Here is a 17,933-nt window from a genome sequence, read left to right as displayed (position 1 = left end):
ATAATTAACAACTTTTAAACCAAGTATTTTTTTATCTCATACATAAGTATAGCAGAACTTATTGCTGCATTTAAAGATTCTGCCTTGCCATATATAGGTATTTTAACCAATACATCTGATTTTGATACTAATTCTTCATTTATTCCATTAGCTTCATTACCTATTACTAATGCAGTCTTATAATTATACTCAACTGTATTGTAATAATTATTTGTATCTAAGTAACTAGATACTATATCAAATTTCTTTAATTTAAGTATTCTTAATGCTTCTTCTTGAGTAGCATGAATTACATTCATATCAAATATAGATCCCATAGTTGATCTTATTACTTTTGGATTGTATATATCTACACATCCTTTTAATGCAATTATTGCATCTACTCCAGCTGCATCTGCTGTTCTTATTATAGTTCCCATGTTACCCGGGTCTTGTATTCTATCTAAGATTAATACAAATCTATTATCATCAGTTAAATTTTCTTCTAATGTCCTTTGTTTAAATTTAACCACACCTATTATACCTTGAGTATTTTCAGTATCTGTCAAATCTTCAAAAATTTTATTAGTAGTTTTGTATACTCTTATATCCTTTTTCTTAAGTATTTCTAAGAATTCTTTATGCTCTTGTTTTTTTTCAAAATCTTCATTTATGAATACGTAATCTAACTTAGCTCTACATTCTATAGCAAGTGTTAATATTCTATATCCTTCTATTATAAATTTTGATTCTTTATTTCTATTTTTTGATTTTAATAAAGATTTTGTGTATTTTATTTTATCATTATCTTTAGCTGTTATTATCATAGACATAACTACTTTCTCCTAATTATATCTTTATTTTCAGAAGTAATACTACTTATATTGCTACTTTGACCAATCACAACTAATATACTTCCTGCTTTAAGTTCTTCATCTGGTGCTGGTGTTACATTTATACTCTTACCATTTTTTATAGCAAGTACAGTTATTTCATATCTTGCTCTTAATTCTAAATCAACTAGAGTTTTTCCTACCCAGCTAGTTGGTGTAACTATTTCTACTATAGAATACTCTGGATCTAGTTCTATATGATCTAATATGTTATCTGAAACTAAATTATGAGCAACTCTAACTCCCATATCTCTTTCTGGGAATACTACTCTATCAGCTCCTATTTTATAAAGAACTTTTGCTTGTAATTCATCTTTTGCTTTACATACAATTTGAGATACTCCCATTTCTTTAGCTATAAGTGTTGCCATTATAGATGCTCTTATATCAGCTCCTATTGCTATTATAGCTACATCAAAGTTTCCTAATCCTATTGATCTTAGAGCTTGCTCATCAGTAACATCTACTATAGCTGCATGAGTAACTTTGTCAACTATGTTCTGAATTATTTCTTCACTTTTATCTATAGCCATTACTTGATGACCTAAAAGATGCATAGTTGTGGCTACTGAAGATCCAAATCTTCCACACCCTATAACTATATATTGTTTCATAACTTTTACCTCTCCATATACTAAATAAATTTATTTTTTATTTATCCAACTATTATTTTACCTTCTGGATACCTAATAAGAGGATTTTTCTTGACTCCTCTTGATGCCAATGCCATAAATATAGTTAAAGATCCAACTCTTCCCATAAACATAAATAGCATTATAAATATTTTTCCTAAAATACTAAGATTTGGACTTCCACCTATACTAAGCCCAACTGTAGCAATAGCAGATACTACTTCAAATCCAACTTCAAGTAAGCTAAAATCTGGATCAGTTATAGATATAATAAGAGTTCCCATTAAAAATAGAGCTACACCTATTAAAAATATTCCTAATGATTTTTTTACAGTAGTTTCACTTATCCTTCTTTCACATACTTCTATATCTTGTTTTTCTAATATAAATGACTTTACAGTTAATATTAATGTAGCTATTGTAGTAGTTTTTACCCCTCCACCTGTCGATGCCGGAGATGCACCTATAAACATTAATATTATCATAAAAAATATACTATTTTCTCTCATAGCAGCTAAATCTATTGTATTAAATCCAGCCGTTCTAAGTGTTACTGATTGGAATAGTGATGCTAATATTTTTCCTCCAAACCCTAATTGACCTAGTGTTTTTGGATTATTATATTCTAATACTAGTATAAATAGCATTCCAAATCCTATTAAAACAAAAGTTGTAAAAAGTACAACTTTAGAATGTATATTTAATTTTGATAACTTCTTATTTCTTATTAAATCAAGGATTACAGGGAATCCTATACCACCTAAAATAATTAATAGTGATACTGTTATAGTTATAGTAAAATTATTTACATAATATGTTAGTGATGAAAATGGACCACTAACTACTCCCATTAAGTCAAAGCCTGCATTACAAAATGCTGATATAGCATGGAATATACTGTACCAAATCCCTTTTAAGAGCCCAAATTGAGGTATGAATACAGTTGATAATAATAATGCTCCTGTACCTTCTATTAAAACTGTTGTAAGTAATATGTACCTAGTTAGCTTAACTAATCCTGATAAATCTATTTGATTCAAAGATTCTTGTATTAAAAGTCTTTCCCTTAGGTTTATTCTTTTCTTGATTATAAGAGCAAATAATGTTGTCATAGTCATAAACCCTAATCCACCAATTTGTATTAAGGTTATAATTATTAGTTGTCCAAAAAAACTCCAATAAGTCGATGTGTCAACCGCAATTAATCCTGTGACACATACTGCCGAAGTTGATGTAAATAATGCATCTAAGAATCCTATGCTCTCTCCATTTTGAGTAGATATTGGCATATTAAGTAAAATAGCTCCTATCAATATTATAATAGCAAATCCTATTACCATTATTTGAGTAGGTTCCATTTTATTTATTAGATCAGAAAGTTTTTTTACAATTTTTCTCACTATTTTAAACCCTCCTTTGTATTTTGGGATTAATTTCAAAATAGTTAATAATCATTATTTTATTATATTCCAAAACTCTATTAAAAACAACAATACATACCTTAATTTATATAATTATATTATATATATTTAAGAGACTTTTTATTTACTAATCACTTAAAATATATTTAAATAAAAAAAGCTCTTGAATATAAAATTCAAAAGCTTTTTCTATATAATTAAGCTAATTTAGATTTAGCAACTTCTACTAACTTAGCAAATCCTTCTGCATCATGTATAGCCATTTCAGCTAACATTTTTCTGTTAACTTCAACACCAGCTAATTTTAATCCGTTCATGAATCTTGAGTAAGATAATCCATGAGCTCTTGTTCCAGCGTTTATTCTTTGTATCCAAAGTCTTCTGAAGTCTCTCTTCTTTAACTTTCTTCCTATATAAGCGTTCTTTAACGCCTTCATTACAAATGTATTTGCTGGTCTATATAATTTGCTTCTTGATCCTATAAATCCTTTTGCAAGTTTTAATACTTTCTTATGCTTCTTACGAGCGTTCATAGCTTTTTTAACTCTTGCCATCGTTATGACCTCCTTCGTCTTCCTCTGTTATTAATTGTTTATCTATTTTTTATCCGATTTTTAGTATGGTAATAATTGTGCTATTCTTCTAGCATCTCCTGCTGTAACTATTCCAGACTTTCTTAATTGCATCTTAGTCTTAGCAGCTTTCTTAGTTAATATGTGTCTTCTGAAAGCTTTAGCTCTCTTTAATTTTCCAGTTCCAGTCTTTTTGAATCTTTTAGCAGCACCTCTATGAGTTTTCATTTTAGGCATGTTAATTTCCTCCTCTCAGTTAATCATTTATTTCTTTGGATCTATCATTACAACCATGTTATTTCCCTCAAATGCTGGGGCTTTAGTTGGTTCTCCAAACTCTTTTACTATATCTATAAACTTTAACATTACTTCTTTACCAATGTCTTTATGTCCTAATTCTCTACCTCTAAATCTAAGTTCAACTTTAACTTTATCTCCTTTTTTAAGGAACTTTATAGCTTGATTAGCTTTAGTATTTAAGTCATTAGCTTCTATACCTGGTCTTAATCTAACTTCTTTTATGTTTACTACCTTTTGTTTTTTCTTAGATTCTTTTTCTTTTCTAGATTGTTCATACTTGTACTTACCGTAGTCCATTATCTTACATACTGGCGGATTAGCATTAGGTGATATCATTACTAAATCTAGATTTTTATTATTAGCTATTGTTTGAGCTTCTTTAGCAGACATTACTCCAAGTTGCTCTCCATTGTCTGAGATAACTCTTATTTCTTTATCTCTTATTTGTTCATTGATTGCTAGTTCCTTACTAATGGTAGGACACCTCCAAATTTTTTATAAAAATAAAAGCGAATGATTAAAATCATCCGCATATAAGTTAACACATTTAAACAAGTTTTATATATTAAAAAAATATATAAACTTAACTTATATTTACACTTACAACACTTATCGTAAGGTGAGAAGCGGACTTCTTCTTGTTTTCTTTATTATCTTACTTCATTTACTATATCACTTATCAATTAGTTTTTCAAGTATTTTTTTATTTTTTTTATAAAATAATTTAAATTAAGTAATCATATATACAGTTTATGGTTATACTTTAAGATATTAGAAATTTATTATTAAAATAAAAAAATTTAAGTAATAAATTTTATAAACTATGGAAAATCTAAAATAAATAAACAATTTTTATTATCCGAGGTGTATGGCTATGAAAATGTGGGAAAATTTTTTTAAGAAAATAAATAAACCAGTGCCTGTGTTTGCCCAAACAACTAAGATGGAAAAGGAAATTTCAAGTGAAGATTCTAGTTCATCTAAACCTAAGACTACATTTTGCGATGTTGCTGGATTAGAAGAAGTTAAAGAGGAATTATTTGAAATAGTAGACTTTATGAAGTTTCCAGATAAATACAAAAAAATGGGCGCAAAAATACCAAAAGGTGTATTATTTTATGGTCCTCCTGGTACAGGTAAAACATTACTTGCATCAGCAGTTGCTGGTGAAACAAATTCTTCATTCTTTAATGTTACTGGATCTGAGTTTGTTGAAAAATATGTTGGTGTAGGTGCTAAAAGAGTAAGAACTCTTTTTGAAAAAGCTAGAAAAGAAGCTCCAAGCATAATCTTTATAGATGAAATTGATGCAATAGGTGCTAAAAGACATTTAGAAAGTAATAATGAAAAAGACCAAACATTAAATCAGCTTTTAGTAGAAATGGATGGTTTTACTAAAGATTCAAATGTAATAATAATAGGCGCTACTAATAGACTTGACTTACTTGATGAAGCTTTACTTAGACCCGGTAGATTTGATAGACATGTTCATATAGGTGCTCCTAACTATCATACTAGATATGAAATTTTAAAAGTTCACACTAACAATAAGCCAATAGCTCCTTCTGTAAATTTAGAAACTTTAGCTAAAAAAACTCATGGATTTAACGGTGCACATCTTGCTAATATAGCTAACGAGGCTGCAATTTTTGCTGTAAGAGATAACAGCGATGTAATCACTGAAGTTCACTTTGACAAAGCCTTAGAAAGAGTTATAGCTGGACTTGAGTCAAAAAACTCAACTCTAATCGAGAAAGAAAAGAAAATAGTCTCTTATCACGAGGCTGGACATGCATTAGTTAGTGATTTAGTAGGAATTTGCCCTATACAAAAAATATCAATAGTTCCAAGAGGACAGGCTTTAGGTTATGTTCTACAATTACCTGATGAAGATAGATACATCTATACTAAAGAAGAACTTCTTGGAAAAATGAAAATACTTCTTGCAGGAAAAGCATCAGAAGAAATTATATTCAATCATAAATCTACTGGCGCAAAGGATGACTTAAAGAAAGTTACAGAGATAGCTAATCAGATGGTTTGTGAGTATGGAATGAGTAATCTAGGATTTATGACTTTAGATGGAAATAATAAAACATTTTTATCTGAAAAAATACAAGATGAGGCTAATAGAATAGTACAAGATTGTTATAACGAAACTTTAGATATATTAAGAAATAACATAAATGACCTACATATAGTTTCAAGTCATTTATTTGAAAATGAAACTATGACTCATGAAGAATTAAAATCTTTAATAAGAAAAGAAATGTGTTAAAACAAAAAGAGTAATCTAAAATATAGATTACTCTTTTTATTATAAATTAGTCTTGTATTACATTCTTTCTACTTTCAACTTCTTCAGATATAGTAGTTATAAATTCATCTAAACTTATGCTTCCTACTTCACCGTTATCTCTTGATCTTACAGATACAGTCTTATCAGCAGCTTCCTTTTCACCAACTATTAACATATAAGGTATTTTTTGAAGTTGAGCTTCTCTTATTTTGAATCCTGTCTTTTCTGCTCTATCATCTATTTCAACTCTTATTCCTCTATCAAATAAAGCTTTTTTAACTTCATTTGCATAATCATTATACTTATCTGATATAGGTAATATTCTAACTTGAGTTGGAGCTAACCAAACTGGGAATTTACCAGCATAATGCTCTATTAATATACCTATGAATCTTTCTATACTTCCAAATGCAACTCTGTGTATCATAACTGGTCTATGTTTTTCACCATCTTGACCTATATAAGTTATGTCAAATCTTTGAGGTAATTGCATATCTAATTGTATAGTTCCACATTGCCATGTTCTTCCTAAGCAATCTCTTAGGTGGAAGTCTATCTTAGGACCATAGAATGCTCCATCACCTTCATTTAATATATATGGTAAATTAAGCTCTTCTAAAGCTTCTCTTAAACCATTTTCAGCTGCTTCCCACTCTTCATCTGAACCTATTGAGTTTTCAGGTCTAGTTGATAATTCTAAGTGATATTCAAATCCAAAAGTCTTATAAACTCTATCAATTAAATCTACAACACCTTTTATTTGATCCTTTATTTGTTCTGGTAACATGAATATATGTGCATCATCTTGAGTAAACGCTCTAACTCTCATAAGTCCATGTAACGCACCTGATAATTCATGTCTATGAACTCTACCAAGTTCTGCAACTTTCATAGGGAATTCTTTATATGAATGTGGCTTAGCGTTGTAATATATTAAAGAACCTGGACAGTTCATTGGTTTTATAGCAAATTGTTGCTCATCTATATCTACAGTGTACATATTTTCTTTATAATTGTACCAATGTCCTGAAGTTTCCCATAATTTTTGATTTAGTATTATTGGAGTCTCTATTTCTTGGTATCCATCTTCTCTATGTATTTCTCTCCAGAACTTTAATAATTCGTTCTTAAGTTCCATACCTTTTGGTAAGAATAATGGGAATCCTGGACCTTCTTCAGGTATAAAGAATAATTCTAATTCTCTACCTAATTTTCTATGGTCTCTTTTCTTAGCTTCTTCTAACATGTGTAAGTATTCTTCTAAGTCTTTGTTCTTCTCAAAAGATATACCATATATTCTTTGAAGCATTTTGTTTTTTTCATCTCCACGCCAATAAGCTCCAGCTACGCTTAATAATTTAACTGCTTTAACTTTTTTTGTTGAAGGTAAGTGAGGTCCCCTACATAAGTCAGTAAAGTCTCCTTGCTTATAGAAAGATATTACTTCCCCTTCTGGTAAATCTTCTATAAGTTCTACTTTATATATTTCATTATTTTCTTTTGCCCATGCTAAAGCTTCTTCTCTTGGTAATTCATATCTTTCAACAGCTATATCTTCCTTAGCTATTTTCTTCATTTCTTTTTCTAATTTTTCTAAATCTTCATTAGTTAATCTATGATCTAAGTCTATATCATAGTAGAATCCATTTTCTACAGTTGGTCCTATTGCAAATTTAGCTTCTGGGTATAATCTCTTTATAGCTTGAGCTAATATATGAGCTGATGTATGTCTGAATACATCTTTTCCTTCTTCATCATCAAACTTGAATAAGTTTAATTCACAATCTTCTTTTACTATATGGTTTAGTCCTACAACTTTTCCATTTACAGATGCAGCAACTACTGCTCTAGCTAAACCTTCACTTATAGACTTAGCTATGTCCATAACTGAAAGTTCATTTTCGAATTCTCTTACAGATCCATCTTTTAAAGTAACTTTTATCATCTTATTTCCTCCTTAATTAATTTTTTATAATAAAAAAACTCGTCCCAAATAAATATATTGGGACGAGTATTAATTCGCGGTTCCACCCAAGTTGAAGTATTTAAATACTTCCTCTTGATGACTATAAGGTTGTCACCCGAACACTTTCACATTTTATAAATGCTAATAAGTTCAGCTCCAAGGTAGTTTTCAAATAGTCATATTAAGATAAGTTTCCAGCCTATGACTTATCCTCTCTGTTTAATTGTTTCTATTTTACTCTTCCTTTTCATTGCTATTTTTTTAATTATTACATTAATTATATCAAATACTTAATTTAGTATCAATAACAATATTTTATATAAATATTGTTATTATTCCTTGAACTATTCCTATAAAAAATCCTAATATAAGTCCTAATACTTCAATATGTCTTAATTCATTTTTTACAATTTGTAATATTATTGTCTCCAATTCATATAAATCTAATTCATTGATTTTATCTTCTATAATTTCTTTTATATTTATACGATTCTTTGTTTTAATTATCATTTCTTCAGATAATTCATCTATTCCTTCTCTTATTTCATCTTCGATTATTTCAGAAACATAATTTTGAACTAAATTTCTTATTGTGCTAGGAATAAGAGTCATCTTTTCACTAAGTATTAATTTCACTCTTACTTTTATGTAATCAATTATATGTTGTTTATCTTGCTCTGTTATTATATTATCCGTTATTTCATCAACAGATATAAATTGCTCTTCCACTACCTTTGCTATATTAGTAGCAATTTCTGTCTTTCTCTTTGGTATCATACCTATTATCTCTATATTAAGTATTGGTATTTTTATTGGGTTTATTGGTCTAAATATTAATTTTATAGCTATTACATTTGTTATATATCCTATTAACCCTCCTATAATAGCTAAGATTAATATCCTAATTATGTTATTCATGCTAAATTCTCCTTTTTTCGATATATATTTATAATTAATTATAAATATAATATACCATTAAAAAAGTAATTTTTCTAACTATATATCTTATTCCTTTATAATGAATTCATTTAGCATGAAGTTAATTTCTGTTAATACAGGTTACTTTATCACCAAATATCGATTTAATTATTTCTATTATTTCTTTAGAAGAATTATTGTTTAAAGAATCTATTATTTCTATTTTACCAGGACATAGAGTAAGAAGATTACTCATTAAAAAATCTTCATAATTCAAATTTTCTTCTATTACCATATCCATTATTTCTTCATCATTTATACTATCAATCTTATTACCCTCTTTATCGTAAAGTATAAATGAATTATCTTCTTTTATATGTATTCTTAAAAGTTCTAACTTTTCTTGCTGTATATCCACAAAATACTTAAGTACATTGATAAACTCATCTTGGTCTTTTTTTATGAAATATTCTTCCCATGCTAAGTCTACTATAGTTGATATATAATTATTAAATTCTTTCATTCTAAACTTTACAAAACCTTCTATATTTATGTAGTCTTCATTTAGTATATAATTATATACTTTTTCATATAAAGATTGCTTTATTATAAAATATTTTTCTTTAAACATATTCAATGCACACATATATATCTTTTGAATTTCTTCACTAGATTCAGAACTATATTTTTTTATTACATACTTTCTAAGAAGTTTATTTTCCATTATATCAATTATCAAGTTAACAATTTCATCTACGATTTCTTCATTATGTATTTTATCTTTATTATTATTTTTTAATACTACCTCTATATAGTCATTATTGTATGTATATTCTTTTTCAAGTTTATGGTTGGTTAATAACTTTTTAACAGATGTTTCATCTTGTCTGTTTAAGCTTAAATAGATATCTTTATTGGTCATTTTTCTCACTCCCTTCTAACATCTTGTTAAAATACCTAAAAATAAACTTCTTCTACTTTTATTATTTCTCTATATAAAGTTTTAATTCATTTTATAAACGACACCGAATGTCATTACCCTACATTTAGTTATTACCTCAATATCTAATTAAAAAAATTCAACTTAATCAGTCTCTCTATTTATCAATTACCCTTTATAGACAATAACAAAATTCAACTTAATATAAATTTTAGTTTCAACTGTAATGTTGATAATTTTAATAAAATTAATTATCACTTATATATATTTTATATATCTTATAGTATTTTAATATATAAAAAAAATGATAGCTTAAAGCTATCATTTTTTTATCTTTCACCTTTTTTATATGGATTTCCAAGTGCTGCTGGAGCCTTAGAACTCTTAACAAATAGTACTAATACTATTAATGTCATTATATAAGGTATCATTGATAATAAGTTTTCATTTATGCTAAATGGTAATTCTGGATTTCCAAAGTATACAGATAATGCTGTTGAGAAACCAAATAGTAAACATGCAGCCATTGCCCATTGAGGTCTCCATTTACCAAATATTACAGCAGCCATAGCTATATATCCATGACCTGATATTAATGTAGGTCTAAATGAAGAAACAACTGCTAAACTCATTGATGCCCCACCTAATCCTGCTAATATACCTGATATTATAACAGCTGCATATCTAGTTTTAGCAACACTTATTCCTAATGTATCTGCTGCACCTGGATGCTCTCCAACTGCTCTTATTCTAAGTCCGAATTTAGTTTTATATAATACATACCATGTAACTGCAACTAATATAAATGCTATGAAAACTGTAGCATATGCATTGAATATTGTATCTAATATACTTCCCGATGGGAATAAACCATTTAATGGTCTTGGTATTTTTTGTTCCATTGGTATTGTTGGTGTCATAGTTGCACCATCAAACATTATCTTAGATGCAAATAACGCAACTCCAGGAGCTAATAAGTTTATTGCAACCCCTGATATAGTATGGTCTGCATTGAAAGTTACAGTTGCTAATGCATGAACTAAAGCAAATAAACCTCCAGCTAAACCACCTATTATAAATGCTAACCATGGATTGCCTAACATGTATCCTGCCGCAGCACCTGCGAAAGCACCTATAGTCATCATACCTTCTATACCTATGTTAACTATACCTGAATTCTCTGAAAATACTCCACCTAATGCCGCAAATATAAGGGGTGTAGAGTACATTAAAGTAGTACTAATAATTAAAGCTATATCTTGCATTATGCATTACCCCCTTTATTTTTATTCTCTCTGAATTTTATATATAACATTCTTAATACACTGCTTAAAGCTATAAAGTATACTATAGAACCTATAACTATATTTACTACTTCAGAAGGAGCCCCTACAGCTTGCATCTTAGTTCCACCGTATTTAAATGCTCCAAATAATAATCCTGAGAATATAACTCCGATAGGATTGCTGTTTGCAATTAATGCAACAGCTATACCGTCAAATCCATATCCTTCTGGACTCGCTAATATAGTAATATTTTGAGATACACCCATTACTTGTATAGCACCTGCTGCAGATGCAAGTATACCTGCTATAGCCATAGATTTTAATATTGATTTATTAACATCTATTCCACCATATTCAGCTCCAAACTTGTTGTGTCCAACTCCTCTTAATTCATATCCTAGAGTAGTTTTAAATAATATAAATGCTATTGCTAAAACAAATATTATTGATATAACTATACCCCAGTTAACCTTTGTAGCCGGTCCTACTAAATCTGTTAACCAGTTTATGCCTATAGTTGCTGAATCATGTATACTAACTGATGCTTCACTATTTGGCTTAGCTAACCATGTATTTTTTATAGTAAAGTTACTTAAGTAGAATGCTATCCAGTTAAGCATTATAGCTGCTATAACTTCATTTATTCCAAACTTAGATTTTAACCATCCTGCAAATCCACCCCATATAGCTCCACCTAAACAAGCTATTAAAAGAGTAAGTGGTACATGTATTATTGCAGGTAATGGTATTGCAGAACCAACCATAGTTGCAACTAAAGCACCTATTATAAACTGACCTTCTGCACCTATATTGAATAATCCTGTTTTAAATGCAAATGCAATAGATAAACCTGTTAGTATAAGTGGTGTTGATCTTATTATAACCCATGCAATATACTTAGGCTTACCAAATACACCCTCTATCATAGCTGAATATGCTTGTATAGGGTCTTTTCCTGCTATTAATAATGCTATTGCTCCAACTAATAAACCTAAAACTATTGATATTAAGGAGAATAAAATAGTATTATCAACTAAAGAAATTTTCTTTTTACTTGCCTTACTACTCATTATCTTCACCTCCTGCCATCATTAGACCTAATGTATTTTCATCTGCATCTTTTGCGTCAACGATTCCTACTATTTTACCTTCATATATAACCGCTATTCTATCTGATACATTCATAACTTCATCTAATTCTAATGAAACTAATAATACAGCATTTCCTTCATCTCTTTGCTTTACTAATGCTTGATGAACGAATTCTATTGCTCCAACGTCAAGACCTCTTGTTGGCTGAGTAGCTATAAGTAATTGAGGCTCTCCTGTAGCTTTTCTTGCTGTTTCTATATTGTCAACTTCTCTACCTATTATAATCTTTTGTTGGTTACCACCAGATAAAGCTCTTGATTTAACAGTATGATCTGTAGGTCTTACGTCAAATCTTTCTATTATTTCATCAGCATACTTTTCTATAGCATCTTTATTTAATATTCCATTTTTAGAGAATCTTGGATCTTTATAGTTTTGTAAAACTGTATTTTCTGCAACAGTAAAATCTAATATTAATCCTCTTTTATGTCTATCTTCTGGAATATTTTTTATTCCGTTGTCAAATATCTCTTTTGGTTTTTTGTTGATTAATTCCTTTGAATTTACTTTTATACTTCCACTTTCTGCTTTTCTAAGACCAGTTAATACCTCTACTAGCTCTGATTGTCCATTTCCATCAATCCCTGCAATACCTAGTATCTCTCCAGCCTTAACTTCTAGTGATAATCCATCTACTACAGATACTTTTCTGCTATCCTTTACTAGTAAATCTTTTATTTCTAGTACATTTGATGTTGGTCTAGCTTCTTTTTTATCAACTTTGAAGTTAACTTCTCTACCAACCATCATTGCTGCTAATTCATCTTCAGTTGTATCAGATACTTTTACAGTGTCTATATACTTACCTCTTCTAATTATTGTACAATGGTCTGCAGCTGCCTTTATTTCTTTTAACTTATGAGTTATTATTATTACAGATTTACCTTCTTTAGTTAAGTTTCTTATAATTTGTATAAGTTCTTGTATTTCTTGTGGAGTAAGAACCGCCGTAGGCTCATCTAGTATTAATATTTCTGCTCCTCTGTATAAAGCTTTTAGTATTTCTACTCTTTGTTGCATACCAACACTTATATCTTCTATTTTTGCATTAGGATCAACATATAATCCATATTTTTCTGATATAGCTTTAACGTCTTCTATCGCTTTATTTATATCTATTGATCCAAGACCTTTTGTAGGCTCAACTCCTAATATTATGTTTTGCGCTACAGTAAAAGGTTGCACTAGCATAAAGTGCTGATGAACCATACCTATTCCATTTGCTATCGCAACATTAGGATTATCCATATTAACTAATTTTTCGTTAATATATATCTCTCCAGATGTTTGCTGATATAAACCATACAGTATATTCATTAGAGTAGATTTTCCTGCACCGTTCTCTCCTAAAAGAGCATGTACTTCACCTTTATGTACAGTCAGGTTTATATTATCATTCGCAACAAAGCTTCCGAACTTCTTAGTTATGTTCTTCATTTCTACGACTTTTTGACTGTAGTTGATATTACTATTATTCATCGCTCTTTCTTTTCCTCCTTATTTAAAATTCTCAGCCTTTTTATTATACTAAAATATAACTAACATAACAAACTTTTTATTTTGATTTTTGTTTTAATTTGTTTTTTTTTGTATTATAATAATTTTTTATAAAATATTAATATAGTTTGTATTATTATTTCCAAAATCTATTTAAATATTTTAAATATGTAATACATTTAAAAAGACTATCCTTTTTATGAAGATAGTCCTTTTTATAGTTAATTTATTATTATTTATTTAATTGCTCAAATTCTTCCTTAGTTGCAGGAACTTTTACCTCTCCTGACTTAACTTTTTCAGCTTCTTCAATAACATATTTTAATACATCTGGTGGAACATTCTTTTCACTTGATTGAGGTATGCCAACACCATTCATAGCTAATGTATTAATTATTACTTCTCCACCTTTATAGCTTCCATCAACTACTTTAGATAATAATTCTACTACTGCAACATCTATGTTTTTCATAGCTGAAGTTATTACATTTTTTGGAGCTAAAGCATTTTGATCTTGGTCAACACCTATAGCTTTTTTACCATTTTCTTTAGCTGCTTCTATAGCACCTATTCCAACTGCACCTGCACAAGTGAATATTATATCAGCATTTTTTGAATGCATTTGGTTAGCTATAGTTTTTCCTAAAGCTGAATCTGTGAAACTATTTGCATATTGTACCATTACTTCTGCATCTGGATTTGCAGCTTTAACACCTGCTCTAAATCCGTAATCAAATTTACTTATAACTGGTGATTCCATACCACCTATAAATCCAACTTTGTTTGTTTCTGTCATTCTACCAGCTATTAATCCTGTTAAGTAAGCTGATGCATTATCTTCAAATAATAATGATGTTACGTTTTCTGGTTGTTCTCCTTCACAAACTGCATCTATTAATGCAAATTGTTGTTCTGGATAATTTTTAGCAGCTTCTGTTATAGCTTGCTCTAATTTAAATCCAACACCTATTATTAAATCCATTTCTTCATCAGCAAATGTATCTATATTTTGAACATAGTCTGCATCTTGTTTAGACTCTAAATATTTTATTTCTAATTTATCTTTCCCAAATTTTTCTTGAGCGTCTTGGAATCCTTTCCATGTTGATTGGTTAAATGATTCATCATTTACCCCACCAGTGTCTGTTATCATCCCTACTTTAAATACTTTGTCACCATTATCTGTTGACGCATTAGAGTCTGATTTAGCTCCACATCCTACTAACATACTAGCACTCATTACTGTAGCTAAACCTAAAGCTATAAGCTTTTTAAGTTTCATATGTATCCTCCTAATATTCTTATAATATATAATATTTAATTTTATTTTACACCATTTTACACTTTTTTTCTACAAAAAAATTGTATATATTGATATTTTTGTATATAACTTTATATTAAATTTAATTGTATTTTGTATTTTATTAAATATATGTGATATACTATTTAACCAACAATGCCTTCGCTATTAAAGCAATTATATAATTTCTAAGTTTTATGTGATATGATTTTGACACTTTATACTAATATTATCTTTTCTATTATAACCTGAATTGTCAATTTAAATCAGACAAATTACTTATGAATCACTAAGCAAATGTAAGTAAGCTTTCAAATCCAGTTGCTTCTTTTATAACCTCATTTGGTGTTTTATAGTCTAGTGATTTTCTAGGTATAGAATTCCATTTATACGCAATCATATTTAATTCTTCTTGAGAATATGCAGATAAATCTGTAGACTTAGGTAAATCTTTTCTAACTATTCCATTTGAATTCTCATTTAGCCCTCTTTGACCTGGTGATCCAGGGTCTCCAAAGTAGATTTCAATATTAACTGAACTATCTTTTTCTATGTCTGACCATTTTGAAAACTCTTTACCTCTATCAAATGTAATAGTAGATATACACGACTTATGTAAAGATGATAGCCATTTGCAAATTGCTTCTTTAACATCCTCACTCTTTCTACTTGCTTTAAGTAATACAATATATTTTGAATACTTTTCTACTAAAGTAACTATAGCTGATTTTCTAGCTTTTCCTACAATAGTATCTCCCTCAAAATGGCCATATTCTATACTAGTTTTAGCATTAGGATACTTTTCATCTCTTTCATGAATTGTTTTACATGTATTAATTTTACCTCTTGTTTCGTTATGACCCTTCGGGTTATTTTTACCCTTACGTCTCAACTTATTTATATCTATTACACCTTGTTTTGCTAATTTGTATAATGTTTTTGTTGATATTTTTTCATCTTTTCCATCTATTTTATCTCTTCCTGCGATAGCATCTAAAGACCAATCATTTTCTAGCTTATTATTGATATCATCTAATTTTTCTTTGCTTAATACAATGGGCTTTCTTCCACATCTAGATTTATTTATTAGGTATTGATTATATATTTCTTGAACAGTAAGTCCTTGCATAAATAGCTTGTAATATCTGTAAACTTTATCTTTTCCAATTTTCATTCTTTGAGCGCAAGCTCTTGCTTTCACGCCTAAATAGTAATTTGCTTCTAGATTTGTTAGCTGATTTATGTTAATATGATTAAAAGACATTTTTGGTACTCCTTTTGTTGATTTTAGTAGGTTAACTAAGTATATCATAAGTGTCTTTTTTTGTTTATATATTTGTCTGATTTAATTATACAATTCAGGTAATAAAAAATGATACTAGGCATATACAATAAGTATTTTCCCCTTTAGTATCATTTTATAATGCAAATATGCAATTATCTCATTCCTGGATAATCTAGTTGTCTTAATGCTTCATATACTACTATAGCCACTGAATTTGACAGATTTAAAGATCTAGCTTTTTCAATGTTTAACATAGGTATTCTTATACATGTTTCTAAGTTTGCTTTTATAAGGGATTCAGGTAAACCTTTGGTCTCTTTTCCAAATACAATAAATGAATTATCAACATATTTCACATCAGAATGAGCTTGATCTACTTTTGTTGTGGCATAGAAAAATGTTCCATTTGGATTTTTTTCAACAACTTCTTCGAAACTATCATAATATTGTATATTTGCTATATCCCAGTAATCAAGACCACTTCTTTTTAAATATTTATCTTCTAATGAAAATCCTAGTGGTCTTACTAAATGTAAAGTTGCACCTGTAGCAGCACAAGTTCTTATTATATTTCCTGTATTTTGAGGTATTTCTGGTTCTACTAAAACTACATTTATTGACATTTCGTCCTCCTATTTTTCACTCTATTATATTTCTTTACAATTATATCAGAAATTCATATTTCTAAGAACTTACTTTCTAAAAGTTGTTCTTATAGTATTTACAATATTTCGTTATTGGACAAATTTCACATTCTGGTTTTCTAGCTTTGCAAATTCTTCTTCCATGAAATATTAATAAATGATGAGAGTGAGACCATCTTTTCTTTGGTATGGCATCCATAAGAGCAAACTCTGTTTTTTCAGGTGTTTGAGTATCAACTATACCAATTCTATTTGAAACCCTAAATACATGAGTATCAACTGCCATGGCATCTTGTCCAAAAGCATTGCTAAGTACTACATTAGCAGTCTTTCTTCCTACTCCAGGAAGTTTAGTTAAATCCTCTAAATTATCCGGAACCTCTCCATTATACTCATTACATATTTTTTCTGATGTAGACTTTATTTTTTCAGCCTTACTTTTATATAGTCCACAAGTTTTTATTTCCTCTTGTATTTCATCTATACTAAGTTTTGCAAAATCCATTGGAGTATTATATTTTTTAAACATCTCCCCTGTAACTTTGTTTACCCTTACATCTGTACATTGAGCCGATAATATAGTTGCTACTAATAGTTCAAATGGTGTAGTGTAATCTAGTTCACATTTTGCATCTGGATATGTTTCTTCTAATATATCTAATACTTTATTAATATTTTTCATATTATTCTCCCTTAAACCTCTTATTTATGCTATTATTATCTATCTTGACTACTATATAATAAATCTTATAATTTTAACAAACAATAAAAGTCTTAATATTCTATAATTGTGTATATAATAAAATTTGTTGTAATATTTCAATTTATATAAAAATAAGAAGGTAAAAG

The 17,933-nt window shown here is 28.7% G+C and carries 17 protein-coding genes and 1 other annotated feature; of the genes, 1 reads left to right on the top strand and 16 read right to left on the bottom strand.

Features of this window, described 5'->3' with window-relative positions:
- Positions 1-14: 14 nt before the first annotated feature.
- The 6 genes from BN7997_RS02975 to infC all read right to left on the bottom strand — a co-directional run bounded on the left by BN7997_RS02975 (position 15) and on the right by infC (position 4,253).
- The gene (locus tag BN7997_RS02975; RefSeq protein WP_083334992.1) at positions 15-812 is read right to left on the bottom strand and encodes a TrmH family RNA methyltransferase; all 798 of its coding nucleotides are present in this window, start codon (positions 810-812) and stop codon (positions 15-17) included.
- 2 nt (positions 813-814) lie between these two features.
- A complete protein-coding gene (locus BN7997_RS02970; RefSeq protein WP_071119400.1) occupies positions 815-1,486 on the bottom strand; it encodes a potassium channel family protein in 672 nt (223 codons plus the stop codon).
- A gap of 41 nt (positions 1,487-1,527) precedes the next feature.
- Positions 1,528-2,904, bottom strand: a complete 1,377-nt coding sequence (locus BN7997_RS02965; protein WP_242873377.1) for a TrkH family potassium uptake protein — start codon at positions 2,902-2,904, stop codon at positions 1,528-1,530.
- Positions 2,905-3,122: 218 nt separating this feature from the next.
- A complete protein-coding gene (rplT, locus tag BN7997_RS02960; RefSeq protein ID WP_071119399.1) occupies positions 3,123-3,479 on the bottom strand; it encodes a 50S ribosomal protein L20 in 357 nt (118 codons plus the stop codon).
- A 60-nt stretch (positions 3,480-3,539) separates the two neighbouring features.
- A complete protein-coding gene (rpmI, locus tag BN7997_RS02955; protein ID WP_071119398.1) occupies positions 3,540-3,734 on the bottom strand; it encodes a 50S ribosomal protein L35 in 195 nt (64 codons plus the stop codon).
- Between the two features lie 27 nt (positions 3,735-3,761).
- On the bottom strand, positions 3,762-4,253 hold the full coding sequence (infC, locus tag BN7997_RS02950; protein ID WP_330385885.1) for a translation initiation factor IF-3: 492 nt from the start codon (positions 4,251-4,253) through the stop codon (positions 3,762-3,764).
- A 418-nt stretch (positions 4,254-4,671) separates the two neighbouring features.
- Between infC and BN7997_RS02945 the strand changes: the two genes are divergently transcribed.
- Positions 4,672-6,075, top strand: coding sequence for an ATP-dependent metallopeptidase FtsH/Yme1/Tma family protein (locus tag BN7997_RS02945; protein ID WP_071119396.1), 1,404 nt, complete (start codon positions 4,672-4,674; stop codon positions 6,073-6,075).
- Positions 6,076-6,121: 46 nt separating this feature from the next.
- On the opposite strand, the gene thrS is transcribed toward BN7997_RS02945, so the two are convergent.
- From thrS to nth, 10 genes are all read right to left on the bottom strand, one after another.
- Positions 6,122-8,041 carry a threonine--tRNA ligase gene (gene thrS, locus BN7997_RS02940; protein ID WP_071119395.1) on the bottom strand — a complete coding sequence of 640 codons (1,920 nt, stop codon included), beginning with the start codon at positions 8,039-8,041 and terminating at the stop codon, positions 6,122-6,124.
- A 55-nt stretch (positions 8,042-8,096) separates the two neighbouring features.
- Positions 8,097-8,322, bottom strand: a binding site (T-box leader).
- A gap of 55 nt (positions 8,323-8,377) precedes the next feature.
- Entirely contained in the window at positions 8,378-8,980 is a 603-nt protein-coding gene (locus tag BN7997_RS02935) for a DUF445 domain-containing protein (protein WP_071119394.1), read from the bottom strand.
- Between the two features lie 121 nt (positions 8,981-9,101).
- Entirely contained in the window at positions 9,102-9,902 is an 801-nt protein-coding gene (gene ytxC / locus BN7997_RS02930; protein ID WP_071119393.1) for a putative sporulation protein YtxC, read from the bottom strand.
- Between the two features lie 347 nt (positions 9,903-10,249).
- Positions 10,250-11,185, bottom strand: a complete 936-nt coding sequence (locus tag BN7997_RS02925) for an ABC transporter permease (protein WP_071119392.1) — start codon at positions 11,183-11,185, stop codon at positions 10,250-10,252.
- The gene (locus BN7997_RS02920) at positions 11,185-12,276 is read right to left on the bottom strand and encodes an ABC transporter permease (protein WP_071119391.1); all 1,092 of its coding nucleotides are present in this window, start codon (positions 12,274-12,276) and stop codon (positions 11,185-11,187) included. The genes BN7997_RS02925 and BN7997_RS02920 overlap by 1 nt, the downstream gene beginning before the upstream one ends.
- A complete protein-coding gene (locus tag BN7997_RS02915) occupies positions 12,269-13,837 on the bottom strand; it encodes an ABC transporter ATP-binding protein (protein ID WP_071119390.1) in 1,569 nt (522 codons plus the stop codon). The genes BN7997_RS02920 and BN7997_RS02915 overlap by 8 nt, the downstream gene beginning before the upstream one ends.
- A gap of 250 nt (positions 13,838-14,087) precedes the next feature.
- The gene (locus BN7997_RS02910; RefSeq protein WP_071119389.1) at positions 14,088-15,137 is read right to left on the bottom strand and encodes a BMP family lipoprotein; all 1,050 of its coding nucleotides are present in this window, start codon (positions 15,135-15,137) and stop codon (positions 14,088-14,090) included.
- Between the two features lie 307 nt (positions 15,138-15,444).
- Positions 15,445-16,419: an IS30 family transposase gene (locus BN7997_RS02905; protein ID WP_071119190.1), complete on the bottom strand. Its 975-nt coding sequence runs from the start codon at positions 16,417-16,419 to the stop codon at positions 15,445-15,447.
- Between the two features lie 173 nt (positions 16,420-16,592).
- Complete coding sequence (trmL, locus tag BN7997_RS02900) at positions 16,593-17,063, bottom strand: tRNA (uridine(34)/cytosine(34)/5-carboxymethylaminomethyluridine(34)-2'-O)-methyltransferase TrmL (RefSeq protein ID WP_071119388.1); 471 nt, start codon at positions 17,061-17,063, stop codon at positions 16,593-16,595.
- 76 nt (positions 17,064-17,139) lie between these two features.
- Positions 17,140-17,766 carry an endonuclease III gene (gene nth / locus BN7997_RS02895; protein ID WP_071119387.1) on the bottom strand — a complete coding sequence of 209 codons (627 nt, stop codon included), beginning with the start codon at positions 17,764-17,766 and terminating at the stop codon, positions 17,140-17,142.
- Positions 17,767-17,933 lie beyond the last annotated feature (167 nt).

The organism is Romboutsia timonensis, assembly GCF_900106845.1.
Taxonomy (GTDB): domain Bacteria; phylum Bacillota; class Clostridia; order Peptostreptococcales; family Peptostreptococcaceae; genus Romboutsia; species Romboutsia timonensis.
Note: the sequence above shows the minus strand (reverse complement) of the source record. Positions and strands in the feature narration are given on the sequence as shown.

What these genes read in the sequence shown, in the direction of transcription:
- rpmI (WP_071119398.1), bottom strand. Translation starts at nt 3,734, where the DNA reads ATGCCTAAAATGAAAACTCATAGAGGTGCTGCTAAAAGATTCAAAAAG.
- BN7997_RS02925 (WP_071119392.1), bottom strand. Translation starts at nt 11,185, where the DNA reads ATGCAAGATATAGCTTTAATTATTAGTACTACTTTAATGTACTCTACA.
- rplT (WP_071119399.1), bottom strand. Translation starts at nt 3,479, where the DNA reads ATGGCAAGAGTTAAAAAAGCTATGAACGCTCGTAAGAAGCATAAGAAA.
- BN7997_RS02920 (WP_071119391.1), bottom strand. Translation starts at nt 12,276, where the DNA reads ATGAGTAGTAAGGCAAGTAAAAAGAAAATTTCTTTAGTTGATAATACT.
- thrS (WP_071119395.1), bottom strand. Translation starts at nt 8,041, where the DNA reads ATGATAAAAGTTACTTTAAAAGATGGATCTGTAAGAGAATTCGAAAAT.
- BN7997_RS02915 (WP_071119390.1), bottom strand. Translation starts at nt 13,837, where the DNA reads ATGAATAATAGTAATATCAACTACAGTCAAAAAGTCGTAGAAATGAAG.
- BN7997_RS02975 (WP_083334992.1), bottom strand. Translation starts at nt 812, where the DNA reads ATGTCTATGATAATAACAGCTAAAGATAATGATAAAATAAAATACACA.
- BN7997_RS02905 (WP_071119190.1), bottom strand. Translation starts at nt 16,419, where the DNA reads ATGTCTTTTAATCATATTAACATAAATCAGCTAACAAATCTAGAAGCA.
- BN7997_RS02910 (WP_071119389.1), bottom strand. Translation starts at nt 15,137, where the DNA reads ATGAAACTTAAAAAGCTTATAGCTTTAGGTTTAGCTACAGTAATGAGT.
- nth (WP_071119387.1), bottom strand. Translation starts at nt 17,766, where the DNA reads ATGAAAAATATTAATAAAGTATTAGATATATTAGAAGAAACATATCCA.
- BN7997_RS02945 (WP_071119396.1), top strand. Translation starts at nt 4,672, where the DNA reads ATGAAAATGTGGGAAAATTTTTTTAAGAAAATAAATAAACCAGTGCCT.
- BN7997_RS02970 (WP_071119400.1), bottom strand. Translation starts at nt 1,486, where the DNA reads ATGAAACAATATATAGTTATAGGGTGTGGAAGATTTGGATCTTCAGTA.
- trmL (WP_071119388.1), bottom strand. Translation starts at nt 17,063, where the DNA reads ATGTCAATAAATGTAGTTTTAGTAGAACCAGAAATACCTCAAAATACA.
- BN7997_RS02935 (WP_071119394.1), bottom strand. Translation starts at nt 8,980, where the DNA reads ATGAATAACATAATTAGGATATTAATCTTAGCTATTATAGGAGGGTTA.
- ytxC (WP_071119393.1), bottom strand. Translation starts at nt 9,902, where the DNA reads ATGACCAATAAAGATATCTATTTAAGCTTAAACAGACAAGATGAAACA.